This window comes from Paenibacillus sp. JT22N1, assembly GCF_059692155.1.
This window is the reverse complement of record NZ_JCAUAW010000034.1, coordinates 35,612-56,601: the sequence shown is the minus strand read 5'-3', so window position 1 is coordinate 56,601 and position 20,990 is coordinate 35,612. Positions and strand designations below refer to the sequence as shown.

The 20,990-nt window shown below is 44.8% G+C and carries 21 protein-coding genes; 2 read left to right on the top strand and 19 right to left on the bottom strand.

Going from position 1 to position 20,990, the window contains the following annotated elements; all coding sequences use genetic code 11:
* Positions 1-358: 358 nt before the first annotated feature.
* Positions 359-1,228, bottom strand: a complete 870-nt coding sequence (locus AC58UU_RS36875; protein WP_497322398.1) for a nucleotidyltransferase-like protein — start codon at positions 1,226-1,228, stop codon at positions 359-361.
* A 124-nt stretch (positions 1,229-1,352) separates the two neighbouring features.
* Here AC58UU_RS36875 and AC58UU_RS36870 point away from each other — a divergent pair, with 124 nt between their 5' ends.
* A complete protein-coding gene (locus AC58UU_RS36870; RefSeq protein WP_171693616.1) occupies positions 1,353-1,757 on the top strand; it encodes a DUF2614 family zinc ribbon-containing protein in 405 nt (134 codons plus the stop codon).
* 47 nt (positions 1,758-1,804) lie between these two features.
* On the opposite strand, the gene AC58UU_RS36865 is transcribed toward AC58UU_RS36870, so the two are convergent.
* The 15 genes from AC58UU_RS36865 to AC58UU_RS36795 form a co-directional block, all read right to left on the bottom strand.
* Positions 1,805-3,457, bottom strand: a complete 1,653-nt coding sequence (locus AC58UU_RS36865; protein WP_497322397.1) for a glycosyl hydrolase family 18 protein — start codon at positions 3,455-3,457, stop codon at positions 1,805-1,807.
* A 207-nt stretch (positions 3,458-3,664) separates the two neighbouring features.
* Positions 3,665-4,099 carry a peroxide-responsive transcriptional repressor PerR gene (perR, locus tag AC58UU_RS36860; RefSeq protein WP_171640648.1) on the bottom strand — a complete coding sequence of 145 codons (435 nt, stop codon included), beginning with the start codon at positions 4,097-4,099 and terminating at the stop codon, positions 3,665-3,667.
* Between the two features lie 100 nt (positions 4,100-4,199).
* Positions 4,200-4,778 (bottom strand): hypothetical protein, encoded by a 579-nt coding sequence (locus tag AC58UU_RS36855; protein WP_497322396.1) that lies wholly within the window; start codon positions 4,776-4,778, stop codon positions 4,200-4,202.
* Between the two features lie 20 nt (positions 4,779-4,798).
* Complete coding sequence (locus AC58UU_RS36850) at positions 4,799-5,107, bottom strand: hypothetical protein (protein WP_497322395.1); 309 nt, start codon at positions 5,105-5,107, stop codon at positions 4,799-4,801.
* The gene (locus tag AC58UU_RS36845; protein WP_497322394.1) at positions 5,058-5,660 is read right to left on the bottom strand and encodes an RNA polymerase sigma factor; all 603 of its coding nucleotides are present in this window, start codon (positions 5,658-5,660) and stop codon (positions 5,058-5,060) included. The genes AC58UU_RS36850 and AC58UU_RS36845 overlap by 50 nt, the downstream gene beginning before the upstream one ends.
* A 60-nt stretch (positions 5,661-5,720) precedes the next feature.
* Positions 5,721-6,428 (bottom strand): MgtC/SapB family protein, encoded by a 708-nt coding sequence (locus tag AC58UU_RS36840; protein WP_497322393.1) that lies wholly within the window; start codon positions 6,426-6,428, stop codon positions 5,721-5,723.
* A gap of 75 nt (positions 6,429-6,503) precedes the next feature.
* The gene (locus AC58UU_RS36835; RefSeq protein WP_497322392.1) at positions 6,504-6,986 is read right to left on the bottom strand and encodes a GNAT family N-acetyltransferase; all 483 of its coding nucleotides are present in this window, start codon (positions 6,984-6,986) and stop codon (positions 6,504-6,506) included.
* 84 nt (positions 6,987-7,070) lie between these two features.
* Positions 7,071-8,522 carry an Asp-tRNA(Asn)/Glu-tRNA(Gln) amidotransferase subunit GatB gene (gatB, locus tag AC58UU_RS36830; RefSeq protein WP_497322399.1) on the bottom strand — a complete coding sequence of 484 codons (1,452 nt, stop codon included), beginning with the start codon at positions 8,520-8,522 and terminating at the stop codon, positions 7,071-7,073.
* A 33-nt stretch (positions 8,523-8,555) separates the two neighbouring features.
* Positions 8,556-10,013, bottom strand: coding sequence for an Asp-tRNA(Asn)/Glu-tRNA(Gln) amidotransferase subunit GatA (gatA, locus tag AC58UU_RS36825; protein WP_497322391.1), 1,458 nt, complete (start codon positions 10,011-10,013; stop codon positions 8,556-8,558).
* 27 nt (positions 10,014-10,040) lie between these two features.
* A complete protein-coding gene (gene gatC / locus AC58UU_RS36820) occupies positions 10,041-10,328 on the bottom strand; it encodes an Asp-tRNA(Asn)/Glu-tRNA(Gln) amidotransferase subunit GatC (protein WP_057305138.1) in 288 nt (95 codons plus the stop codon).
* Between the two features lie 170 nt (positions 10,329-10,498).
* A complete protein-coding gene (locus tag AC58UU_RS36815; protein WP_497322389.1) occupies positions 10,499-11,794 on the bottom strand; it encodes a TolC family protein in 1,296 nt (431 codons plus the stop codon).
* Positions 11,795-11,818: 24 nt separating this feature from the next.
* The gene (locus AC58UU_RS36810; protein WP_497322388.1) at positions 11,819-13,039 is read right to left on the bottom strand and encodes an ABC transporter permease; all 1,221 of its coding nucleotides are present in this window, start codon (positions 13,037-13,039) and stop codon (positions 11,819-11,821) included.
* Between the two features lie 8 nt (positions 13,040-13,047).
* Positions 13,048-14,322 (bottom strand): HlyD family secretion protein, encoded by a 1,275-nt coding sequence (locus AC58UU_RS36805; RefSeq protein WP_497322387.1) that lies wholly within the window; start codon positions 14,320-14,322, stop codon positions 13,048-13,050.
* Between the two features lie 33 nt (positions 14,323-14,355).
* Positions 14,356-14,931 (bottom strand): TetR/AcrR family transcriptional regulator, encoded by a 576-nt coding sequence (locus AC58UU_RS36800; RefSeq protein WP_497322385.1) that lies wholly within the window; start codon positions 14,929-14,931, stop codon positions 14,356-14,358.
* Positions 14,932-15,120: 189 nt separating this feature from the next.
* The gene (locus AC58UU_RS36795) at positions 15,121-15,501 is read right to left on the bottom strand and encodes an ATPase (protein WP_171693625.1); all 381 of its coding nucleotides are present in this window, start codon (positions 15,499-15,501) and stop codon (positions 15,121-15,123) included.
* Positions 15,502-15,706: 205 nt separating this feature from the next.
* Here AC58UU_RS36795 and AC58UU_RS36790 point away from each other — a divergent pair, with 205 nt between their 5' ends.
* Positions 15,707-17,098 carry an MATE family efflux transporter gene (locus AC58UU_RS36790; protein ID WP_497322384.1) on the top strand — a complete coding sequence of 464 codons (1,392 nt, stop codon included), beginning with the start codon at positions 15,707-15,709 and terminating at the stop codon, positions 17,096-17,098.
* A gap of 56 nt (positions 17,099-17,154) precedes the next feature.
* Here AC58UU_RS36790 and AC58UU_RS36785 read toward each other — a convergent pair whose 3' ends face one another.
* The 3 genes from AC58UU_RS36785 to AC58UU_RS36775 all read right to left on the bottom strand — a co-directional run bounded on the left by AC58UU_RS36785 (position 17,155) and on the right by AC58UU_RS36775 (position 20,825).
* Entirely contained in the window at positions 17,155-18,846 is a 1,692-nt protein-coding gene (locus AC58UU_RS36785) for an ABC transporter substrate-binding protein (protein ID WP_497322383.1), read from the bottom strand.
* A 69-nt stretch (positions 18,847-18,915) separates the two neighbouring features.
* Complete coding sequence (locus AC58UU_RS36780) at positions 18,916-19,809, bottom strand: carbohydrate ABC transporter permease (protein ID WP_497322382.1); 894 nt, start codon at positions 19,807-19,809, stop codon at positions 18,916-18,918.
* A gap of 53 nt (positions 19,810-19,862) precedes the next feature.
* Positions 19,863-20,825 carry an ABC transporter permease gene (locus tag AC58UU_RS36775; RefSeq protein ID WP_497322381.1) on the bottom strand — a complete coding sequence of 321 codons (963 nt, stop codon included), beginning with the start codon at positions 20,823-20,825 and terminating at the stop codon, positions 19,863-19,865.
* Positions 20,826-20,990: the final 165 nt, after the last annotated feature.

Here is a 20,990-nt window from a genome sequence, read left to right as displayed (position 1 = left end):
AGCTGAAATGCTCATTGACTTGCTAGCGAGATTTTGCAATCTCTTTTTGAACGATTTCTCGTTCGTGCTTACTCACTCGTTGTTCAGTTTTCAAAGATCAATTTCTTTCGTATTTCTTCGCCATCCGTTTAGCGGCGACTTTTATAATATATCACATCTAGGCTGCTCAATGCAAGCTTTTTTTATTTTTCTTTTTTTCTTACTTCGCTTACATCTTGGTACTGCGTTGGCTTTCGAATGCGAACCGTTTTTAGCGGCGAGAGTTAATTTATCATAGAATCGCAATCAAAGTCAAGCAATAAAATAAGAATAAAAAAAGAACCAGAATAATACCTGATTCTTCTTGGGGTTGGCTCGATTAAACACTCGTATATCTTAACTCTATTTCTGAATTCTCTTCATCAATGAGAACGGCCACTTCTTTAATCAATCCTTTTTTGACAAGCTTATTCAACAGCAAGGGAAGCTCCGTCCTAAGCTCAACTAACTGAGAATGCTGCTGCAGTTCATCTGTGCTTAAAGGCATTTCATTTTCTCTTAGGATTTGAATAAACGCCTCACAGCAGCGCTCCATTTTCGACATAACCGAAAATTCACAAGCGAGTAGAACGAGCTGGACTCTCTGTTTCAACGTTTCCTTACTCATTGTCAGTTCCTCATATAACTTATACACCCCAGGATTAATCGCACGGATCTGCCTCCATACGGTGATTTCCGGGTGATAGCCATCTTCGATAATAACAATGCGAGCCCAGTGATGAAGTGCTTCTAGAATATTATTGTACGCATCCAGCAAATGCTCATCTAAAATGTATTCCTTGCTCTGAAGGTATTTACGTAGAAAAAGGGAGAATTCAACAAGTAGTTTGTGCTCACGCAAGTCCCCCGGAAACTCGAGTATTCGATGACGCAAGCCTTCTAAATAAGTGTTCTGATCCAGAAGTATCTCCCCTTTTAGCAGCCAGTGAAGGATATTTCGGTTGACGCCATGACGTATCCATTGCTCTATGGAAGATGGATCTATCCATCTTTCTTGTATCCTCGAATCGTCTCTTATATAATTAGTCGTATGATTGTTCAGGCTCAGGTCGTTCGTTACTATAAGAAGTAGCGTATCAAAACCATCCGTCAGTGAAGGAAGTTGCTTAGGATTATCTACCGCCATGACACTAATGATCCTCTGGTCATTTCGGAACTTAAGCAAAAACTGCTCTTTATCGATTCCCATGGGTATCCGAAGCTCCTGTCTCCAAATTGTTTATATCTATTTCTACATCGTAGAAGGAGTTTCCTGCTGATTTCTGTGACAATTCATACAAACATGATAGCAATTGAATGGGGAGGAACAACGCGTGCGTTTCAGATCAAGTAAAGTAAATGAATTCCGCTTATGGGGTCTCGGCATGACCATGGGTGGAATGCTGCTTATGATTATAGGGCTAGCGGGCATCGTTTTTGACTGGGGGAAGGCTGGGCGAATCATTGCTGTAGTCTTCATGATCATTGGTATGATAAGTATGATGGTAAGCATGGGTATATACTTCTGGGCAGGGATGCTTTCCACATCGGCAACTGTCATTGATTGTCCGGAATGCGGAAGAAGAACGAAGATGCTAGGGAAAACGGATCGCTGCATGTTTTGCAAAACGATTTTAACAGTTGATCCACAATACGAACCTACAGCCGAGAACGAAACAGCTGCCACACAAACAGTTCAACTGGAATTGGACAGAGCTCACGAACATAAGCCTCATTGATTGAAAAATAAAAGCCGCAACCCTCTTGGGTTCGGCTTTTTGTTTTGTTATTGGTTAGCTTGTTGTAATGTATCCTGAATGACTTTCCACGTTGCCGGCTGTTCAAAGCCTCTTCTCCATGAGGCCACTCCTGCTAAATCGTACTTCTTCACGAGTTCAAGCCTTGCTTTCATCGATGTTTCATCTTCTAACCAGATACGTATGAGTTTCTCTCCTTCTTTGTACTCCACATAGTTCTGACCTGTTTCAGCTAAGAAAGTAGGTGTTAGTTTCTTATCTTTAATAATCATCTGGGCGGCTTCCATCGTTAAAGTCTTGGAGGTGACAGTCGTTTTACCATTCTTCGTCTCTTCGGTCCACTGACGTGTATAGAATGGCACACCTAGGACAAGCTTAGATGGTGGCACCTTCTCGCTCCCCAAGAGCTGGGTAACAGAGCGCTCTGTCCACGGCAGCGATGAAACGGAGCCAGATTTGGGGCTAGAAGCCCAGTATTCGTCATAAGCCATCAGCATCATATAGTCAACAACTTCGGCAAGAGCAGGTCTGTCATAAAACATGGACCACATCTCATTCGTTGATTTCGGTGTTACATCGATGGAAACGGCAAGACCTTGTTCATGCATAAAAGGTGTCAATTCACGGACGAATTGGACCAAATTTTCTTTGTCTTTGAGATGCACATTTTCAAAATCAATATTGATGCCCTGCAAATTGTACGTTTGTGCAAAGCCGAGCAACTGTTTAATCATATTCATACGACGATCATAGGACGAAAGTGCTTGAGACGTTCGATCGGGTTCAAAGCCGTTGCTAAACAACGCCCAGACTTGATAATTGCGCGTTTGCGCCCATTTCACATAAGAAGCGTCGGCCAAGTTCTTAATGCGCCCCTCACCGTCAGCCAGAGAGAACCAGGTAGGGCTAACAACATGTAAGCCGGGCATATCGCCAAGCTTAGAAGTGTCGGGATTCTTCGTAACGACGTGTTCCCAAGTGAGATTTAGTTTACCGTTAAGCGGCTTCCAAGGTACATAAGCTGATGCCTGCTCCTGAGCTGGTATAGTTTCTTCATGATCCTCCAATATATCAGCTTTACGCACATAGCCTATAGGACCACTCTGCTGCTGAACCCGATACCATTCTCCCTCTACGGCTAGTATCATAACTTGCTCATTGTTTGCGATCGTGGAGACTATCGGTGCTTTTATAGAAGCAAATGTCCGTAGCTGGGCATCTTCGGTACCCACATGCTTCCCCCACTTGACGAGGTCGCCCTTTTTGAATAAAAGAATGGCACCTGATTTCTCGGACTCTCTAATTTCAAAAGGATATAGCTGCCGAAGAGGCTCAATGGGAACGTAAATGTCATTCCCTTTCTTTTCAACAGGAAAAGATAAGGTGATTGGTTTCTCGTTCATTAAAGCTGAAAGCTCCGTAGTCTTTAACCGCAATACTTTATCTTTCGATGTGATAATAACGGAATCACTGCTTTTTTCATATATAATCGATGGGTCCATCCACTCCTGAATAAGATCCAACGGAAGCTTCAGTCCCTCTTTTTCCCCAATCGCGCTTGTCTTATAGTAATTACCTTGATAAAAAACCGGCTTGCTTAACTCGTTATATTCTAACTCTACCTTCGTCCGGTTCGGCGCTAACTGCTGCCATAAGAAAGTAGCTGCTCCCGCGGCAAACATTCCAATACAAAGGCCAAATAATAAGAGAATTCTCTTCGTAGATCTTTTGCGTTTCGGTTGCAGATCTGTAGGTGATGAATGCAAGGTTTCACTTCCTTTATGTGATATATAAAAAGAAAAAACGTGTTCTTACCTCTCTACATCCGAAAGGAAGGATCACGTTTCATTATACATCATAGGTACAGATAATGAGGAATTCTGCTTAAGTTAATGCTTGGTAATCCCTGTACAATCCGGGCAAACGCCATAAACCTCTAGTCGATAACCGCCAACTCGGAAGCCTGTTTGCTCAGCAGCGGTAGTCTCTATATCCGAAAGTGGCGGATACTCAAAATCCGAAATCTTCCCACACATATCGCAAACAGCATGATAATGGTCCGTCATATCCGCATCAAAGCGACTCGAGCTGTCTCCATAAGTCAGTTCCCGAACGAGTCCCGATTCAATAAATACTTTAAGATTATTGTAAACAGTCGCAACGCTCATGTTAGGAAATTTCGATTCAAGAGACTTGTAAATGTCATCTGCTGTCGGATGAGTCATGGAGTCCAGCAAAAAGGATAGAATAGCATGCCGCTGCGGCGTCATCCGAACACCTGTTGTTTTCAACTTAGCTAAAGCCTGTTCTAATTGTGCTGCCATGGTACTCACCACCTGATGTTAGTCATTAAAACCTTACATTATATTGTACGTGTGTTAATTGACTTTTGTCAATGATGGTTGCGCATATAGCCCCATTTGGCTATTTATTTTTACGGGAATCTAGTACATACATAGCCAAACCAGCAAGGACAAGGATAACCGATCCAATATACGAGCCCATGAGATCAAAGAGCCCCGTGAACCAACGAGGTTTGTTACTGAGAATAAAAAACAATACTCCTGCGGCAATGAGAATAACACCAAGATTAGTGCCTTTGATCAGCTTCTGTAAAGGATCTTCACTATCATAGAGACCAGCCGCAAACTCACCTAGCTCATTGCGCCGATTCACATTGTCCGTGGTTTGAAGCGCATCGAATAAATTGTAGAAGTATATGACTGGAATGAACAATGCAAAAAGCGTAACCATTGGTACACTTGTGTCGGAACGAGACGCGAAAGATGTGATAATAAAAATATCGATAATAAGAAGCATCATAATAAATAGACCGCGCTGCATAAGGCCTAAGTAAAAATGTCCAGTTCCCGGGACAATGAACGATAGAATGCCTGCGACCCATTTGCGCTTCTTAGGAGCTTGATAATAAGGAGCATAGTGTTGAAAAGATGGATTGGGCGAATAATCCGGAATGTGCGGATTGTCTTTGGGTAGATTCACTTAAATACCTCCTATATGTTTTACAAAATTCGGGATAAATGTTGGATATAAGTTGTTATCTGAGCGATCCCCGTATCTATATTCATAATTTTGTTGATAATCCCTGATTGCATGAGGAGTACCGTCGCGGCTATCGCAACAAAACTGTTCACCCATTGTTTTCTTTTGCCAACTTGATAATTAATTGGATTCTCAGGAATTTCTGCAGATTGTACCCTGCGCATCACACGGTCCGTCAACATTGGGCTTGGTTCGCTAAGCGGCATCTCGTCCAGCAATTTATTTAGGTATTGCGTGAGCCGTGTGTCTTCCTGATGTTTGGGAATCATGTGCATTCACCTCCAACCATTTTTCTTTTAGCATCGCTTTTCCCCGATAGAGTCTAGTTTCCAACGTTTTCACGGGCAGCCCGGTCACCTCAGACATTTCTTGGTACGAGAGCTGCTTATAATGAAACAAATACATAATTAATCTATACTTGTCTGGCAATTCGGAAAGCAGAGCCTGCATACGCTCCTGCTCATCCCTCCGCATAGCCATTTCCTCGGGCTGCTCACGGGCATCCGTAAACCAGCCCTTCATTTTATCGAGAAGCGCTTCATAGGGCTTACGTTTCTGCGAACGCCGAAAGTCAGTCACGAGATTCGTCGTCATGCGATAAAGCCAAGTTGTGAACTTCGCATCCCCGCGAAATTGAGCTAATGAACGAAACAGCTTAACGAACACTTCTTGGGTTAAGTCTTCAGCAGTTTCCTTATGCCCGACCATGCGGTATACCAATGTATAGATGTAGCTCTTATGCCGTTCTACCAATACACGGTAAGCATCGGAGTGACCTTGACGGACCCGGTCGATCAGCTGCTCATCCGTCATTTTGTCCATGCCTGACTTCCCCCCTTCTGTTCGTCCAAAAGCTTAGACGCTTCTCATGGGCTGACCCCTTCAATTTTTACTTTTTTCGAGGGTAACGCCGGTAACCCCTTTCATTTGATTGATTTCTTCAAGAACCGTCCCAATAATGGACGGCCTAGGAATGGTGACGTGGAATGTAATTTGAACATGATTCGGTTTACTTTCGCTCTCTTGTTCTTCCATTGAGATCTTACGGATGTCAACTTTCTGTTTACCAAGAAGGGTCGTAATAAGTCCAAGTGTCCCCGGTTGATCACTCGCCAGTATTTTGAGAATACGAATTTTCTTGCCGTTAAAATATTTATGCTCCACTTTATTCAAAATCCATAAGGAGATGAGCACCATGAAACATGCTAGAACAGCTGGATAATAGAAGCCAGCCCCAATGGCAAGGCCGATACCCGCAACTACCCAAAGGGAAGCTGCTGTCGTAAGACCCGTAATGGATCTCCCATTAAAGATAATCGTTCCAGCACCTAAGAATCCGATACCACTAATAACTTGTGCAGCTAAACGCGAAGGATCAATACGGACATTCACTTCGTTCACAAAGGCACTAAACCCATACATGGAAAGCAACATAACAAGGGCAGAGCCCACACAAACTAAAATATGCGTACGAAGACCAGCTGCATGACTGCTGACCTCCCTCTCAAACCCGATTAAGCCGCCTAGAAAAAGTGCCAGAACTAACCGTATCGTAATATGGAGTTGATCAATAACCCAAGGATTGCTCATCGTGTAACCACTCCCTTTTTTCATACTGATAGTGCCTTGTATTACACAAGATAGCGAGAACCACTGAAAATATATTTAGGAGATGATGGCAGGCCGTTCGAAAGTGGTTAAGCTTATTCCCGGAGGAACTGTGAATACTCGACGTACGGCGAAACCGAAACTCTCGTATAACTGAACAGCAGGTAAATTCTCCGTTCCGGTGGATACAATAAAACGCGTTGCTCCATTTAACTGTTGATCCATTAGTATATGTTGTAAAAGTGACCTAGCAATCCCACGGCGAAAAAAATTCGGTTGCACCATCATGCGGCAGATCGTGACTATGCAGCCTTCTCGGGAGTAGGATATGGCCCCAGCAAGTGTCGGCTCATCATTCTCCTGAACGTAAAAGCCATAAAATGTTTCCTCCGCTTCGCGTATAGAGTGGATCCCGTCCCTCAGCGGCGGGATGTCATCGAAGCCGATAAGGTCAGCTTCCACGCGATAGGAAGCAATCTGTAGAGATAACAGGACCAAGATATCCTCGTTGGTTTCCAATAGAAGTTGTTGAATGGACAATCTGAGTCCTCCTCTCTAGAACTTACACGCTAATTAACTGAAAAAAGTGGCGTCCATAACATCGGATCACCACTTCAACCTTCATCATTTACTGTTCAGGCATTCCACAATTAACTTGTTGACCAGGCCTGGATTTGCTTTACCTTTAGTTTCTTTCATGACTTGTCCGACTAAGAAGCCCACGGCTTTTTCCTTGCCGGCTTTGAAATCCGCTACCGATTGTGGACTGTTCTCCACAACTTGCTGGGCAATGGCCTTGATAGCACCTTCGTCGCTGATTTGTACAAGCCCTTGCTCTTCAACGATCTTTTGCGGCTCTTTGCCGGATTCGATCATTTCCTTGAACACCGTTTTGGCGATTTTGGTGGAGATTGTGCCTTTCTCAATCAGACCAATCATCTCACCTAAGCCTTTACCCGTGATTTTCACATCGGCAAGTTCCAGGCTATTCGCGTTCAAATACCCAAGTAGATCTCCCATGATCCAGTTCGAGACCGCTTTGGCATCTTTGGTATATTGCAAGCTCTCTTCGAAGAAATTAGCCAGCTTCATGGATGAAGTGATTACATCAGCATCATAGCTCGGTAACCCGTACTCACTGCTGTATCTCGCTTTACGCGCGTCTGGCAATTCAGGGATAGAGGCTTTGACGCTAGCTTTCCAAGCATCGTCGATATGCAGGCTGACTAGATCCGGATCTGGGAAATAGCGATAATCATGCGCGTCCTCTTTGCCGCGCATGGATAACGTCTTGCCTTGCGCTTCATCCCAGCGGCGAGTTTCTTGATCGACTTCATCACCGCTGCGGAGAATTTCAGCTTGGCGATATTCCTCGTACTCGAGTCCTCTTTGGACACCACGGAACGAGTTCATGTTCTTCAGTTCGGCTCTTGTGCCGAATTTCTCTTGCCCGAATGGACGCAAGCTGATGTTAGCATCACAGCGCAGCGAGCCTTCCTCCATTTTCACATCGGAAACGTCACAATAGATCATGATCGCTCTGAGTTTCTCCAGATAAGCTCGCGCTTCCTCTGGTGAACGCAGATCAGGCTCGGATACGATTTCAATCAGAGGTGTTCCTGCACGGTTCAAGTCCACAAGAGAGGTGTAACCACCATCAACGTGTGTCAACTTGCCTGCATCTTCCTCTAGATGAACGCGAGTCACGCCAATACGCTTGCTTTCTCCATTCACTTCGATATCGATCCAACCGTTCAAACCGATCGGCTGATCATATTGCGATGTTTGGTAGGCGTCCGGTGAATCCGGGTAAAAGTAGTTTTTACGGTCAAATTTACTATGTGTAGAAATCGTACAATTGAGTGCCATAGCGGCTTTCATCGCATATTCGACTGCTTGACGGTTAAGTACCGGAAGTACACCCGGATGACCTAAACAAACCGGGCATGTATTCGTATTCGGAGGTGCTCCGAATGAGGTTGCACAACTACAAAATATTTTGGAAGCGGTATGAAGCTCTACGTGAACTTCAAGACCGACTACAGTTTCAAATTGGGTATCTGTTGCCGACAAAATGAATGCCTCCTTCGTTACTCATGAACTATTAACCTACAATTGCGGGCGCTGCTTATGGTGATCTGTATGCTGCTCGAAAGCGTGGGCTACACGCAAAAGGGTAGCTTCATCCAACGCTTTGCCGATGACTTGCAGGCCAACGGGAAGTTCGTTCACGAATCCGCAAGGTACGCTAATCGCAGGAATGCCCGCCAAACTGACCGGAATGGTCATGATATCGTTCAAATACATCGTGAGTGGATCACTGCTTTGCTCACCGATTTTGAAAGCAGGTGTCGGAGCCGTTGGTCCGATGATGATGTCGAATTTCTCGAACACTTGATCAAAATCTTGCTTGATCAGGGTGCGGACTTGTTGTGCTTTCAAATAGTAAGCATCATAGTAGCCTGAGCTTAATGCATAGGTTCCAAGCATGATACGGCGTTTGACCTCGGGGCCAAAGCCTTCGCTGCGGGACATATGGTATAGCTCAAGCAAGTTGCGAGCGTTGTCCGAACGCACACCGTAGCGCACGCCGTCAAAACGCGCAAGGTTCGAGGACGCTTCGGAAGAAGCGAGCAAATAGTAAGTCGCTACGGCATACTCAGAATGAGGCAGCGTCACTTCTTCCCATACAGCGCCTAAGCCTTCAAGCACTTTGAGCGCTTCAAGCACTTTCTCTTTGACAGCAGGGTCGATACCATTGCCCATGTATTCTTTGGGTACGCCGATGCGCAGACCTTTGATATCGCCAGTCAATGCGCTGAGGTAATCAGGGATATCCACTTTCGCAGACGTGGAATCCTTCGGGTCGTAGCCAGCGATAGCTTGCAGCAGGTAGGCGGAGTCTTCAACGTTTTTCGTCAGCGGCCCGATCTGGTCAAGTGAGGACGCGAACGCGACTAAGCCATAGCGGGACACGAGTCCGTACGTAGGCTTCAGCCCGACGATACCGCAGTAAGCAGCAGGCTGACGAATGGATCCGCCTGTGTCTGAGCCCAGCGCGAAGTACACTTCGCCTGCAGCTACTGCTGCAGCGGAGCCGCCGCTGGAGCCGCCTGGCACGTAATCCGTGTTCCACGGATTGTGGGACGGATGGAAAGCGGAGTTCTCGTTGGAGCCGCCCATGGCGAATTCATCCATGTTGAGCTTGCCAATCGTAACGGTTTGAGCATCCTTGAGCTTGCTAACCACGGTTGCATCATAGATCGGCGTGAAATTCGATAAGATTTTGCTTGCACAGGTCGTTTTCAAGCCTTCGGTGACCATGTTATCTTTGATCCCAATCGGAAGGCCGAATAAATGGCCACGTTCACTGTTGCTCGCGAACTGCTCGTCCAACTTGGCAGCAGCTTGTCTAGCGTTCTCTTCATCTAAGGTAAGAAAGGCGCGAACCTTGCTTTCCACTTGCTGAATTCTTGTATAGGATTGATCCACGAGATCGGCAACTTTAAGTTCTTTGCCTTGAAGCTTCGCGTGAATTTGCTGTAGGTTTAAATCAAACAAAGACAACGACAGGCACTTCCTTTCATATGGTTCTTATTCTAAAACAGCTGGGACTTTGAATTGCCCGTCTTCGTGATCGGGTGCGTTCAGCATCACTTTCTCAATAGGCAGCGATGGTTTCGTGACATCTTCACGCATGACGTTGACTAACGGCATGGCATGACTAGTCGGAATAACACCTTCGGTATTTAGCTCATTCAGCTGCTCGGCATATTTTAAAATGGCATTTAGCTGTTCAGTAAATAGTTCTTTCTCGTTATCACTCAGGTCGAGTCTAGCCAACTTCGCAACGTGCTCGACATCTGTTTTCGTTATGCTCAAGTTTTCTACACCCCTTTAATTAATCAGCATTTAGTCATTCTTTTCATTATATCCCAGATATTTTACGAACTCAATCCAGAAAAAACCACAAATCAAAAACCACAGCTTTCTTCTCAGCTTGGCTTGGAGGCCGTCGCTAAAAAGAAGCTGTGGTTGTTTGTGGTCAAGAATTATTGGATAAATCCCGTATCCATCGCTTTCGCTTTTTCTTTTAACACGTAATACTTGAGCTTAGCAGCGGCTAAGGTCGTTTCATTCTGACGGACTTTGATTTCGAATTTATTCAGATCATGCTTGGAGATGACGCCAACGCTATAGCGAAACTTCATTTTAGTCAAATCGGCCTGCACATCATTCAAGTTCCGCTGTTCTGTGAGAACGGCTTGATACGCATTCTTGGCATCGTTGTACGTCGCTTGAATTTTCTTGGTTAGTTCAAGCTTGGTCTGCTCATTTTTCTGCCCGTTTATGGCCAGATTAACGCCTTGATACATTTCGCCATACGTGTTCTGGGTAACCGTGTGACCCGTTTCCCATACAGCTTCGTCGATGTTATTGCCGGCTGTTTTCATCTGATAAGAAGCCTTCAATAAGGTGGTCGTGTCTGTCTCCGAAATGGGATCCACTGAAATGGACTCGATATCCTTGATGACTAGATTAGGGTCATAGGAAATCCCAATGTCCGTCGAAAGCTGCACAAGTCCCAACCGATAGTTATTAAGCAGTGTTGCTATATCGTCCTTTTGCTTATTGATGGCTTTCTGCACCGTCTGCACATCATCAGGTGATGCTAACCCTTGCTGCGCGAAAAGCGCAGCTTTCAGCAGGTCTTTCTCCATCACAACTTGGTATTCATTCATGAAATCAAGCTGCTTCTTCTGTGCTAATAATTGCACATATTGTGCGATGGTTTGCAGGCGAATGCCCGCCTTAGCTTCATCTGACTGCAGCAGCGAGTTCCGCCCATCCGTCCCGAGCTGATGCGCTGCCGTGCTCATTTGCGCGCGTTGGGAGGATATGATTTTATTCATTCCGCCAGCGAGAGCCCCCATCCCCTGCATCATCTGGTTCATCGCATTATTTTGCATGACTGTCCAGGCGATATCGGTCGGATTTGTTAGGTTAGGGAGCTGTGGATTCCCTGTATTGGTGACTTCTGCAGGAGTGCTTGGCAAATGACCAGGCGTCATCGAGGCCGAACCCATTTCGTTCATTTGCTGTTCGAGATCGCCCTTTTTACTGCCTTGTGCAGCGTATTTTAGCGTTAGCAAGGCAAGGTTATGGGAATCTTTCAGTGCTTTATCCAGTACATATGTCAAATCTACGGAAGATACGGTTTCCAGAATGTCTACGTTGACGTATACATTTTGAGTTGGATCTTGGGCATTATCGGCGAATACGAGAGTTTGCGTTGTGCTTGAAAGGAGTAACAGGGCTGCAGATAAACTTATGAGCGTTTTTTTCAAAAAAATCGCTTCCTTCCTCTTCGGTTATAACGTGATATTCGATCCGGATGGCAGCACAGTTCGCGTGCCAGCAGCGGTATCTTTTGATTTCTTTTTAGAGAAAATAATGAATCGAGTTAACAACATAGCAATGAAATAAGTGAGTGCACCGGTCAAAATCAATGAAACGCAATCATGCCAAATGACGGAAAAGTCATTTCCTTTAACAAATACGTTGCGCACGCCATCTAAAAAATAAGTGAGCGGAAGCATATGCCCGAGCACCTGCAGCACTTTAGGCATGGCTTCGAATGGCCAAGTGAACCCAGATAGCATGAAGGAAGGAACTGCAATTAACATGGCAGTCTGCGTCGCCCCGAGCTGATTGCTCGAGAACAAGCTGATTAGATAACCGATACCGCTGACCGCAAAGGTAAAGCTCACAACGATGGCCAAGCCGACAAGCAAACTGCCGCTCATAGGTGCACCAAAGGCATATAATGCGATGACAAAGGTAACGGATGTGTTAAAGAAATTAATTAAGAAGTACGGAGCTGTCTTCGCGTAAGCGATGCGCCACGGATTTCTTCTCCATGCCTCAAACCGCTGCCACGTCCCAGCATCTTTCTCGCGAGTGATGGTTAAAGCAATGCCTAGAAACAGAACTTGCTGTAAAATCGCGCCAACAAGCCCGTACAGCATAAAGTCGCTGTAATTGAAAGCAGAATTGTACATAATGCGATATCGGAATGGAATTGGTGAGAGTGTGTTCATCACTTCTTCATTCTGAAGTCCTTGCTTTAGTTGGAGCTTTTTTTGTGAGTACCCCATGCTGAAGGTTGAGATAACTTCGTTGGCACCTTTGGTTGCCGAGTTCGAAATCATCATGTTACTGCCGTCGATCAGTGTAAGCAGAGGCAGCGTTTCGCCATGCTTCAGCTTCGCTTCGAAATTAGAGGGAATGACGAGGCCTACCTTGGCTTCTCCAGATGAAAGCGCCCGCTTCACATCTTCCTCCGAGTGGTATTCGTTCTTGATCTGGAACGTTTCACTCTGCTCGAAGGCTTGAATAATTTGACGACTAAGAGGACTTTGGTCTTCATCGATAACAACAGTGGCCATTTCGGTCACTTTATGGTGTAAGTAAATCGATCCGAACAGCACCGTATAAAGAATCGGAACGAAGAACAAGATCAGAAAAAGACGTCGGTCCTTCAGAATGTGCTTCCATTCTTCTGTAATTAGCTTGCCAATCTGAAGATCCATCTCCTTCATCATCCTTCCGTTTTACCGTTCCATTGCAAGGTCATCCCTGTTGTTGCTGTGTCCGGCAATGTGTTCAGTTCGATTTTGATCCCAAACGAACGAATGTCCGTTTCGCCTGAGGTTTGTGTCGCTTTCTTGATTGCGAAATCCGGCGCAGCCGCTACAGTTTTAACGGTACCAACGACTTTCTCGCCCGTTGACAGCATGGTCATGCTGATGTTGTTGCCTACTTTTAGTCCAGCAATAGATGTCTCCGGCAAGTAAAACTTAGCCCAACGCTTCTCAGTCGACTCGACCGATAGTACAGGAAATCCAGAGCCTACAAGCTCGCCTACCTGTGCAGATTGACTAAGAATGACCCCATCGGTTGGTGCAACTAATTCTGTGTAGCTCAAGTAAGTCTCCGCTTCCAGCTGAGCCGCTTTCGCTTGCTGTTCACCGGATTGCGCTGATTGAATTGCTCCTTGAGCTTGCTGCACAGCCGCAGCCGCCGCCGCCACATCGCCCTGTCTCACTTGCACGTTTCCGCGATTGGCTTCAGCCAGCTTCAAGGTCGCTTGCGCTTGGGCTAGCAAAGCTTCCGCTCCGCGAATTTCTTCCTCACGAGGTCCTTGATTCGCCATGTTTAACTGCTGCTGTGCCAGATCGCGTTTCGTTTTCGCTTCTTCGTAGCTCACCTTCACTTTATCCACATCAGCTTGTGCAACAAGCCCTTGCTCCAGCATCGCTTTCATCCGATTCAAGTTTTGCTCAGCAATGGTGTATACTTCGGAAGCCGCTTGGAACTGAATCTCAGCTTGCTTCTTCTCTTCCGGACGCGCCCCGTTATGAAGCCCATCCACTTTGGCTTGCGCCGCACTAACAGCAGCTTTGGCCTGTTCGACTTGCTGCTCGGCTGTATCAGCCGTCACGTTGACACCGGCAATACCCTGCTGCTTCTTCGCTTGAGCGGTCGCGGTAGCTCCTCGCGCCTCAGCGATTTTGCCTTGAGCGAGCGCGACGGCCGCTTTGGCCTGCTCGACTTTCGCTTCAATCTCGGTGCTTTGCAGACGGGCCAGTACTTGCCCTTTTTTCACGGCATCCCCTTCTTTCACGAGGATTTCAGTGACTCTTCCGCCCACTTTGAAGCTGGCGCTTACTTCGTTCGATTCAATATAAGCCGTTGGATGCAGTTGGTTAACGACATCGGTTTGGCTAGTTGCTTGTTTCGTTGTTAAAAGAAATGCACTCGTTCCGATGACAATCGCCATCGCAGAATAAACCATTGGTCTAATAAAACGCATAATTACCCCTCCATGAAATAAAAATAAAAAAAATTACTGAATCAGAAAGTTATCAAAATACAACTGCAGTGTGCTCATAATCCGCTCGTCGGTTAATGGCGTATTCTGCTTCTGCTTCTCCCAATCAAAAACTAAAGCGACATACAGCTTGAATAAAATGAAAGCTGTCATTTTCGGGTCACAGTTCTTCATCGTGCCGTTATGTATCGCGCGTTCCATATGTTCACTCATGAACTGAATCACTTCTGTTTCGATACTGGCCATCGCTTCGATCGTTACCGGACTGCCAAATTGTTGAACCTCGTGAGCCAATTGGATGAGCAGCTCATGCTCTTTGCGAAAAACGAGAACCCCATAAATCGCACTATGAATTTTCTCGAAGGGTGTTGCTCCCTCTGCAATAGCTTTATCGGCGACTGCCTTCATTTCGGCAATTAACGACTGTACAATTTCATGCAATAGCTCTTCCTTATTCGCGAAAAACGTATAGATCGTCGCTTTACCGACACCGGCTATTTTGGCGATTTGATCCATCGTTGTACCTTTGTACCCAAAAAGTGAAAAAGATTTCTTCGCCGATTCCATAATTAACAATTTTTTGGCATCCATTTGCGCACCTCAGAACTAGAATACTAAAATAGTTTTATGTTCGGATATTAATGTACCACCATTTCATGATTTTAGCAACCCAAAAACCATGATTCTCAAGCAGCTTCTTTTGTATACATAATCACACTAATAAAACAAAACCCGCACTAGTGAGCACTAGGCGGGTTTTGGTGTTTGATGAAACATGTATTAAATCCAGGCCTTCAGGCCGATTTGTTTAATGAAATCTTCGGTTGATTGAACATCTTTGTCTCGTTCTACTTCCTGTTGTCCACTTGGCTCACCATTCATAATTTTACGAAACAGCTCTTCATTCTTCGTTGCTAGAGCGAAATCAATTAACGCTTCTCTCTCGACTTGATCCGCCTGCTGATGGAGAAGAACTTCTTCAAGCTCGATATCTGACGCAGGTACGTAATAGTGTTTATTATCCTTGGGGACGCGAACGACGTAGTCGAAAATGTTATCGTTATTCCGGTCGTAAGCAATAATATATCCATATCCGCCTATAGGCAGATTCTGTTCTAAACTATCGGCAATTACTATTATTTTTTCACCAAGACGAAGCATCTGAATTCCCCCCCACCTATATAAGCCCACAATCTATATGTCAACCAGACTTATCCTCTACTCTACTAAAAAAAATAGTTTGTGTCCAATTGATAGAGGGCTCATTAGTAAAATATGCAATTATTTTTGGAATGAGATGGAAGAAGGTATAATGAATGAAGAACTTTAAATGCTTGTATCTGAATGAATAACAAGGAGATTTCCCATGAGCGAGAAAACCACTAAGAAGCCGCGCCCGTCTTTGACGGAAGGCCCGATTGCCAAGACGTTGATCTTATTTTCGTTACCGATTCTGTTAGGTAATGTGCTCCAGACACTTAATGGTTCTATTAATGCCATATGGATTGGCAAGTACCTCGGTGAAGGTGGGCTTGCGGCGACGTCCAATGCCAACATTATCATGTTCTTCTTAATTAGCTCTATTTTCGGCATTGCAATGGCCGCCGTTATTATGATTGGTCAAAATCTCGGCGGACAAAAGGTAGAAGAAGCTAAAAAAGTTGTCGGCACCAGCGCCGTCTTTTTCCTCATTCTTTCCATCGTCGTTGCCTTATTCGGGCTGCTTTTCTCCCATACCATTCTGGGGTGGATGAATACACCTGCGGATGTTAAGGATCTTGCCGTTACGTACACGCGAATCATTTTCGCTGGTGTTCCATTTATGTTCGGCTTTAATCTCATTATGGCCATATTACGGGGTTCAGGCGACGCCAAGACTCCTTTCTATTTCCTGTTATTGTCTGCCGTTTTGGACATTATGCTTAATCCATTGCTCATTCAAGGCATGGGGCCTTTTCCGAAAATGGGGATAGCCGGCTCGGCTGTCGCTACCTTTGTGGCACAGCTAATCAGCTTCGTGCTGTTGACTGTGTATTTGTATCAGAAAAAGTATTTTCTGCGGATTACGAAAAAGGATATTCCCCTGCTTCGCATTAATTGGATGATCATTCGGACTCTGATTCAAAAAGGACTGCCGATGGGATTAAATATGGTCGTGGTTTCCCTAAGCAACTTAATTCTCATCCATCTCGTGAACTCCTATGGTTCTGAATCGACCGCTGCCTTCGGCGTTGCGATGCAAATATCCAGCTATGTGCAAATGCCCGCAATGGCGATTGGCGGAGCTGTGACTTCCATGGCCGCGCAGAACATTGGTGCTGGGAAATGGGATCGGGTGAATCGAATTACGTGGACCGGTGTTGGGGTTAACATCATGATGACGGGACTTATTGTCGTTCTTCTTCATTTGTTCAACCGTGAGGTCGTCAGTTTCTTCCTTCCTTCTGAGGGCAAAGCGATCGCAATTGGGGTACATATTAATAATATAACGCTATGGTCGTTTATTATTTTTGGCGTATTTAACGTCGTTGCCGGCGTAGTTCGTTCTGCAGGGGCTGTTGTGTTCCCGCTTATTGTTGCCTTTATTGCCCTGCTGCTTGTTCGAATTCCGCTTGCTACTGTGTTGGCGAACAAATATGGATTTGATGTGATCTGGTGGAGCTTTCCGGTTAGCTTCAGTGTAGCGGCTGCGTTGAACTTACTTTATTATCGCTTTGGTAAATGGAAGCAGGCAAGGATGCTTACGAGTAGGGGCTAGAAAAAAGTCTGCCGAGCCAGTTTAGGGCTTAGGCAGACTTTTTTTCTCACGAAAATCTATTCGTTCCAGAGCTTCACTCTGTCTTTCACCAACTGTGTGAATTGTTCACCCATTTTCTTCACGCCGACTTTCTCCAGGTCTGCCATGAAAGCATCCCATACTTTATCAAAGTCTTCCGGCTTCGCAAGAATCGCCTCTGGGATCCGTTTTTTCATAATATCTTCGGATTTTTGGAATGTGACTTGTATATCGGAGCCTGTTGGCATCGAAATTCCCCAAGCAGCGCCGTACTTTCTAACTGGGAATTCTCCATCTTTTGGCCACAGATCTTTATAAGTTGTAACATTATAAGCTTTCAATGTTTCAAGGTCTGCTTTTGTGTAATTCTTTTGGATTTGTTCAGGGAAACTAGTCGTATAGTAGTTGCCGGTAGGATCTTTAACTCCATCACCATAGCGTGCGGACAGGAAGTAGTTTCCGATTCCGTTTTCTTTCTTATAGCCGCTCGGGTTGTTGGTTTTTTTGTCCTGCGCTTCAGGTGTAAGTACACGCTTGCCATTTTCCACCTTGTAGTCGACGCCTTCAATGCCCCAGTTAACCAATACTTGGCCTTCATCCGACGCCAACCAATCCAGAAACTTGATCGCACGAACGGGATCTTTCGCTTTCGTTGTAATACCGATTCCCCAGCCTGCTAAATAACCTGTATCCTGGAAGGAGTGATCTTTTATATTCTCATTCAAAGTTACTGGGAAATGCGCATAGGTTTGATCCAACTTTCCGTCTTTCTTTAAGACGTTTTCGCCGTCGCCGTACTCCCAATTTTGGTCAATCAGACCAAGCACACGTCCGCTGGCTATTTTCGCTTTATATTGATCGTATTTTTGCACAAAGCTTTCCGGATCGAGCAGTCCGATACTGTTCATATGGTTAAGCCATTTGAAATACTCTTTTTCTTCAGGACGCAGGAAATGGTACTTGGCTTCATACGTATTTTGATCGATATTGAATTCGCCGTCATCTGTAGTTCCTGTTGTGATGACCGCCGGGTTCGTCACAGAGATCAGAATACGCCAGTCGTCTGCTAGCAAAGATAGTCCGACTGTTGGTTTTCCATCAATGGTTGGATGCTTTTCTTTGTAGGCTTTTAAAGCGTTCTCATAATCCTGCACGGTCTTGATTTTCGGATAACCAAGCTCTTTTAAAACCTGATGCTGAAGTTCAAATCCACCTCCAGCATCAAAATACTTTTGGTTCACTCCTGCGGATGGAAGCACATAAATAGCGTGATTATCATTGCTGTAACGGAGCCTTTTAAAATAATCGCCATACACTTTTTTGATGTTCGGACCGTATTTGTCAATTAGAGGCGCAAGATCCACCATAGCACCGGCATCGATTAGCTTTTGCACATCACCTTTCCCACTTATCAGATCAGGGTATTCACCGCTGGAAGCCATTAGAGCAATTTTTTGATCTGCAGCACCTACCGGGAATTCTTGTTTAAGCGTTACTCCGGTCTTTTCTTTAATTTTCTTGCCAACTCCGGATTGCATATCGTCCCAGTCTGCATTCGGATCAGCGCTAAACATAGAAAAAGTTATCGGTGCCAATTCATTTGAATCAGCTGCCTTCGTACTGCCTGGTGCTGAAGATGCAAGATCTGAAGCGTCTTTGGAGCAGCCCGTCACGGTTACGATAGCTGCAGTAAGCAAGACTGCTGTTATTGTCGCGGCTTTCTTTCTCATGGTTTGTTGTCCTCCCTTTATATGAACAAACTATTGAATCACAGGAAACCCTGTTATTACCACAACCTTTTAACTCTTTACAGCACCAAGCGTAATCCCTTTAACAAAATATTTTTGTAAAAATGGATAGACAAGTAAAATGGGTACGGAGACAACCATTGTTATCGCCATTTTAATGGACTCAGGTGAAACCTTCGCCACATTTTGCATAACATTGGGATCGTGTGATTCGTTGCCGCTTTGTGTACTCTGAAGTACTTTCATTAACTCATACTGCAGGGTGGTCAACTTTTCATTCGAGCTGTTATATAGGAATGTATCGAACCAAGAGTTCCAATGTCCTACCGCAATGAACAAAGCAATCGTTGCTAGTACAGGCTGACAGAGCGGCAATATAACCTTCCAATAAATCGTGAAATCATTAGCTCCATCGATTTTTGCCGATTCTTGCAAAGCATAAGGCAGCCCATCCATATAAGATCGAATGATGAATACGTTCCAAACTCCGAGGATACCAGGGATGATATAGACCCAGAACGTATTAATCATGTGCAGATCACGCATCAACATATAGCTAGGAATCAAGCCGCCTGAAAAATAGAGTGTAAGTGCAAACAACATGGAAACCGGTTTACGAGCTTGGAAATCTCTACGTGACAAAACAAAAGCGACCATCGATGCACTACCTACACCTAGAATGGAACCGATTACTGTGCGCAGCACGGAGTTTTCGAAGCCTTTGATTAGACCTGGAAAACGAAAGATAGACTGATAGTTTTGCAAGGTGAAAGCGCGAGGCCAAATGTGTATACCGCCCCTCACCGTATCGACAGAATCATTAAGAGATATAGCTAATACATTCAAGAAAGGATATAAGGTAGCAATTGCTGCTAAAATCATAACCATATAGAGAAACAGATCGAAAACAATATCGAAAAAGCTTCTCCTGAGTAATGCCTGCATGCTCCCACCTCCAATTGGTTGCTTTAGAACAATTTCCATCTTAAGCATAAGATCTAGATAATAGTTTCTTTAGTAACTTTTTTATAGATGGTATTGGCTGTTATGACAAGAACAATACTAACTACTGAACTAAAAATACCAACCGCGGTTCCAAACGAAAATCGTCCTAATTGAATCCCGTATTTAAGCGCATACAATTCCAGCACTTCCGCATAGTCGAAAACGAGCGAGTTTTGCAGCTGAAACTGCTTTTCAAAACCAATGCTGATCAAATTGCCAATCGACAAAATGAATACAACCATGAATGTGGTACGAATACCTGGCAACGTAATGTGCCAAATGCGACGAAATCGACCCGCTCCATCCACGGTAGCTGCTTCATACTGCTCCTGATCTATACCCGCCATGGCGGCAAGGAAAATAATCGAGTTCCACCCGGTTTCTTTCCACATATCGGAAGCTGTTACAATCCCCCAAAACCAAGTCCCTTTAGCCATAAATTGCACGGGTTGATCAATAATATGAAACTTCAAAAGCAGTTCATTAACGGCGCCTCCGTCAATAGAAAGCATCTTGGTCACCAAGCTGGCTACAACAACCCAAGATACGAAGTGAGGCAAATAGGAAATGGTTTGAATGGAACGTTTGAACAATTGCCCCTTGAGCTCATTCATCAGAATGGCAAACACGACAGGTATTGTAAAACCAACGACAAGCCCCATGATACTCATACCCAGCGTATTCTTTAATGCGTTGTAAAACCGCTCATCCATGAACAATTGTTTGAAGTTATCGAATCCGACCCATTGCTGCTGCAGAATCGACTTCCCAGGCTTGAATTTCTGGAATGCCATTAGCCAACCCCACACAGGCACATAATTAAAGATGATCACGTAGATGACAAAAGGGATCGACATCATATAGAGATAACGCTGTTGAACCATCGTTTTCCAAAACTTCGAAGACTTCTTCCGATCCGTAAGGGGGATGGTCGTCTCCGTAGATAGCGTTTTCATAGTATCCCTCCGTTTGTCTTATATTTCTATCATACTGGATCATTCCCATTCAAAAAACCACCCAAATTCAGCTTCAAATCATGTCAAAACAGCGCTTTTAGATGGTTGGTTTCACTGGGAAGAAATAAAAGAGATTGCCTTCCTATCCAGCTCTCAGGCTAGAAA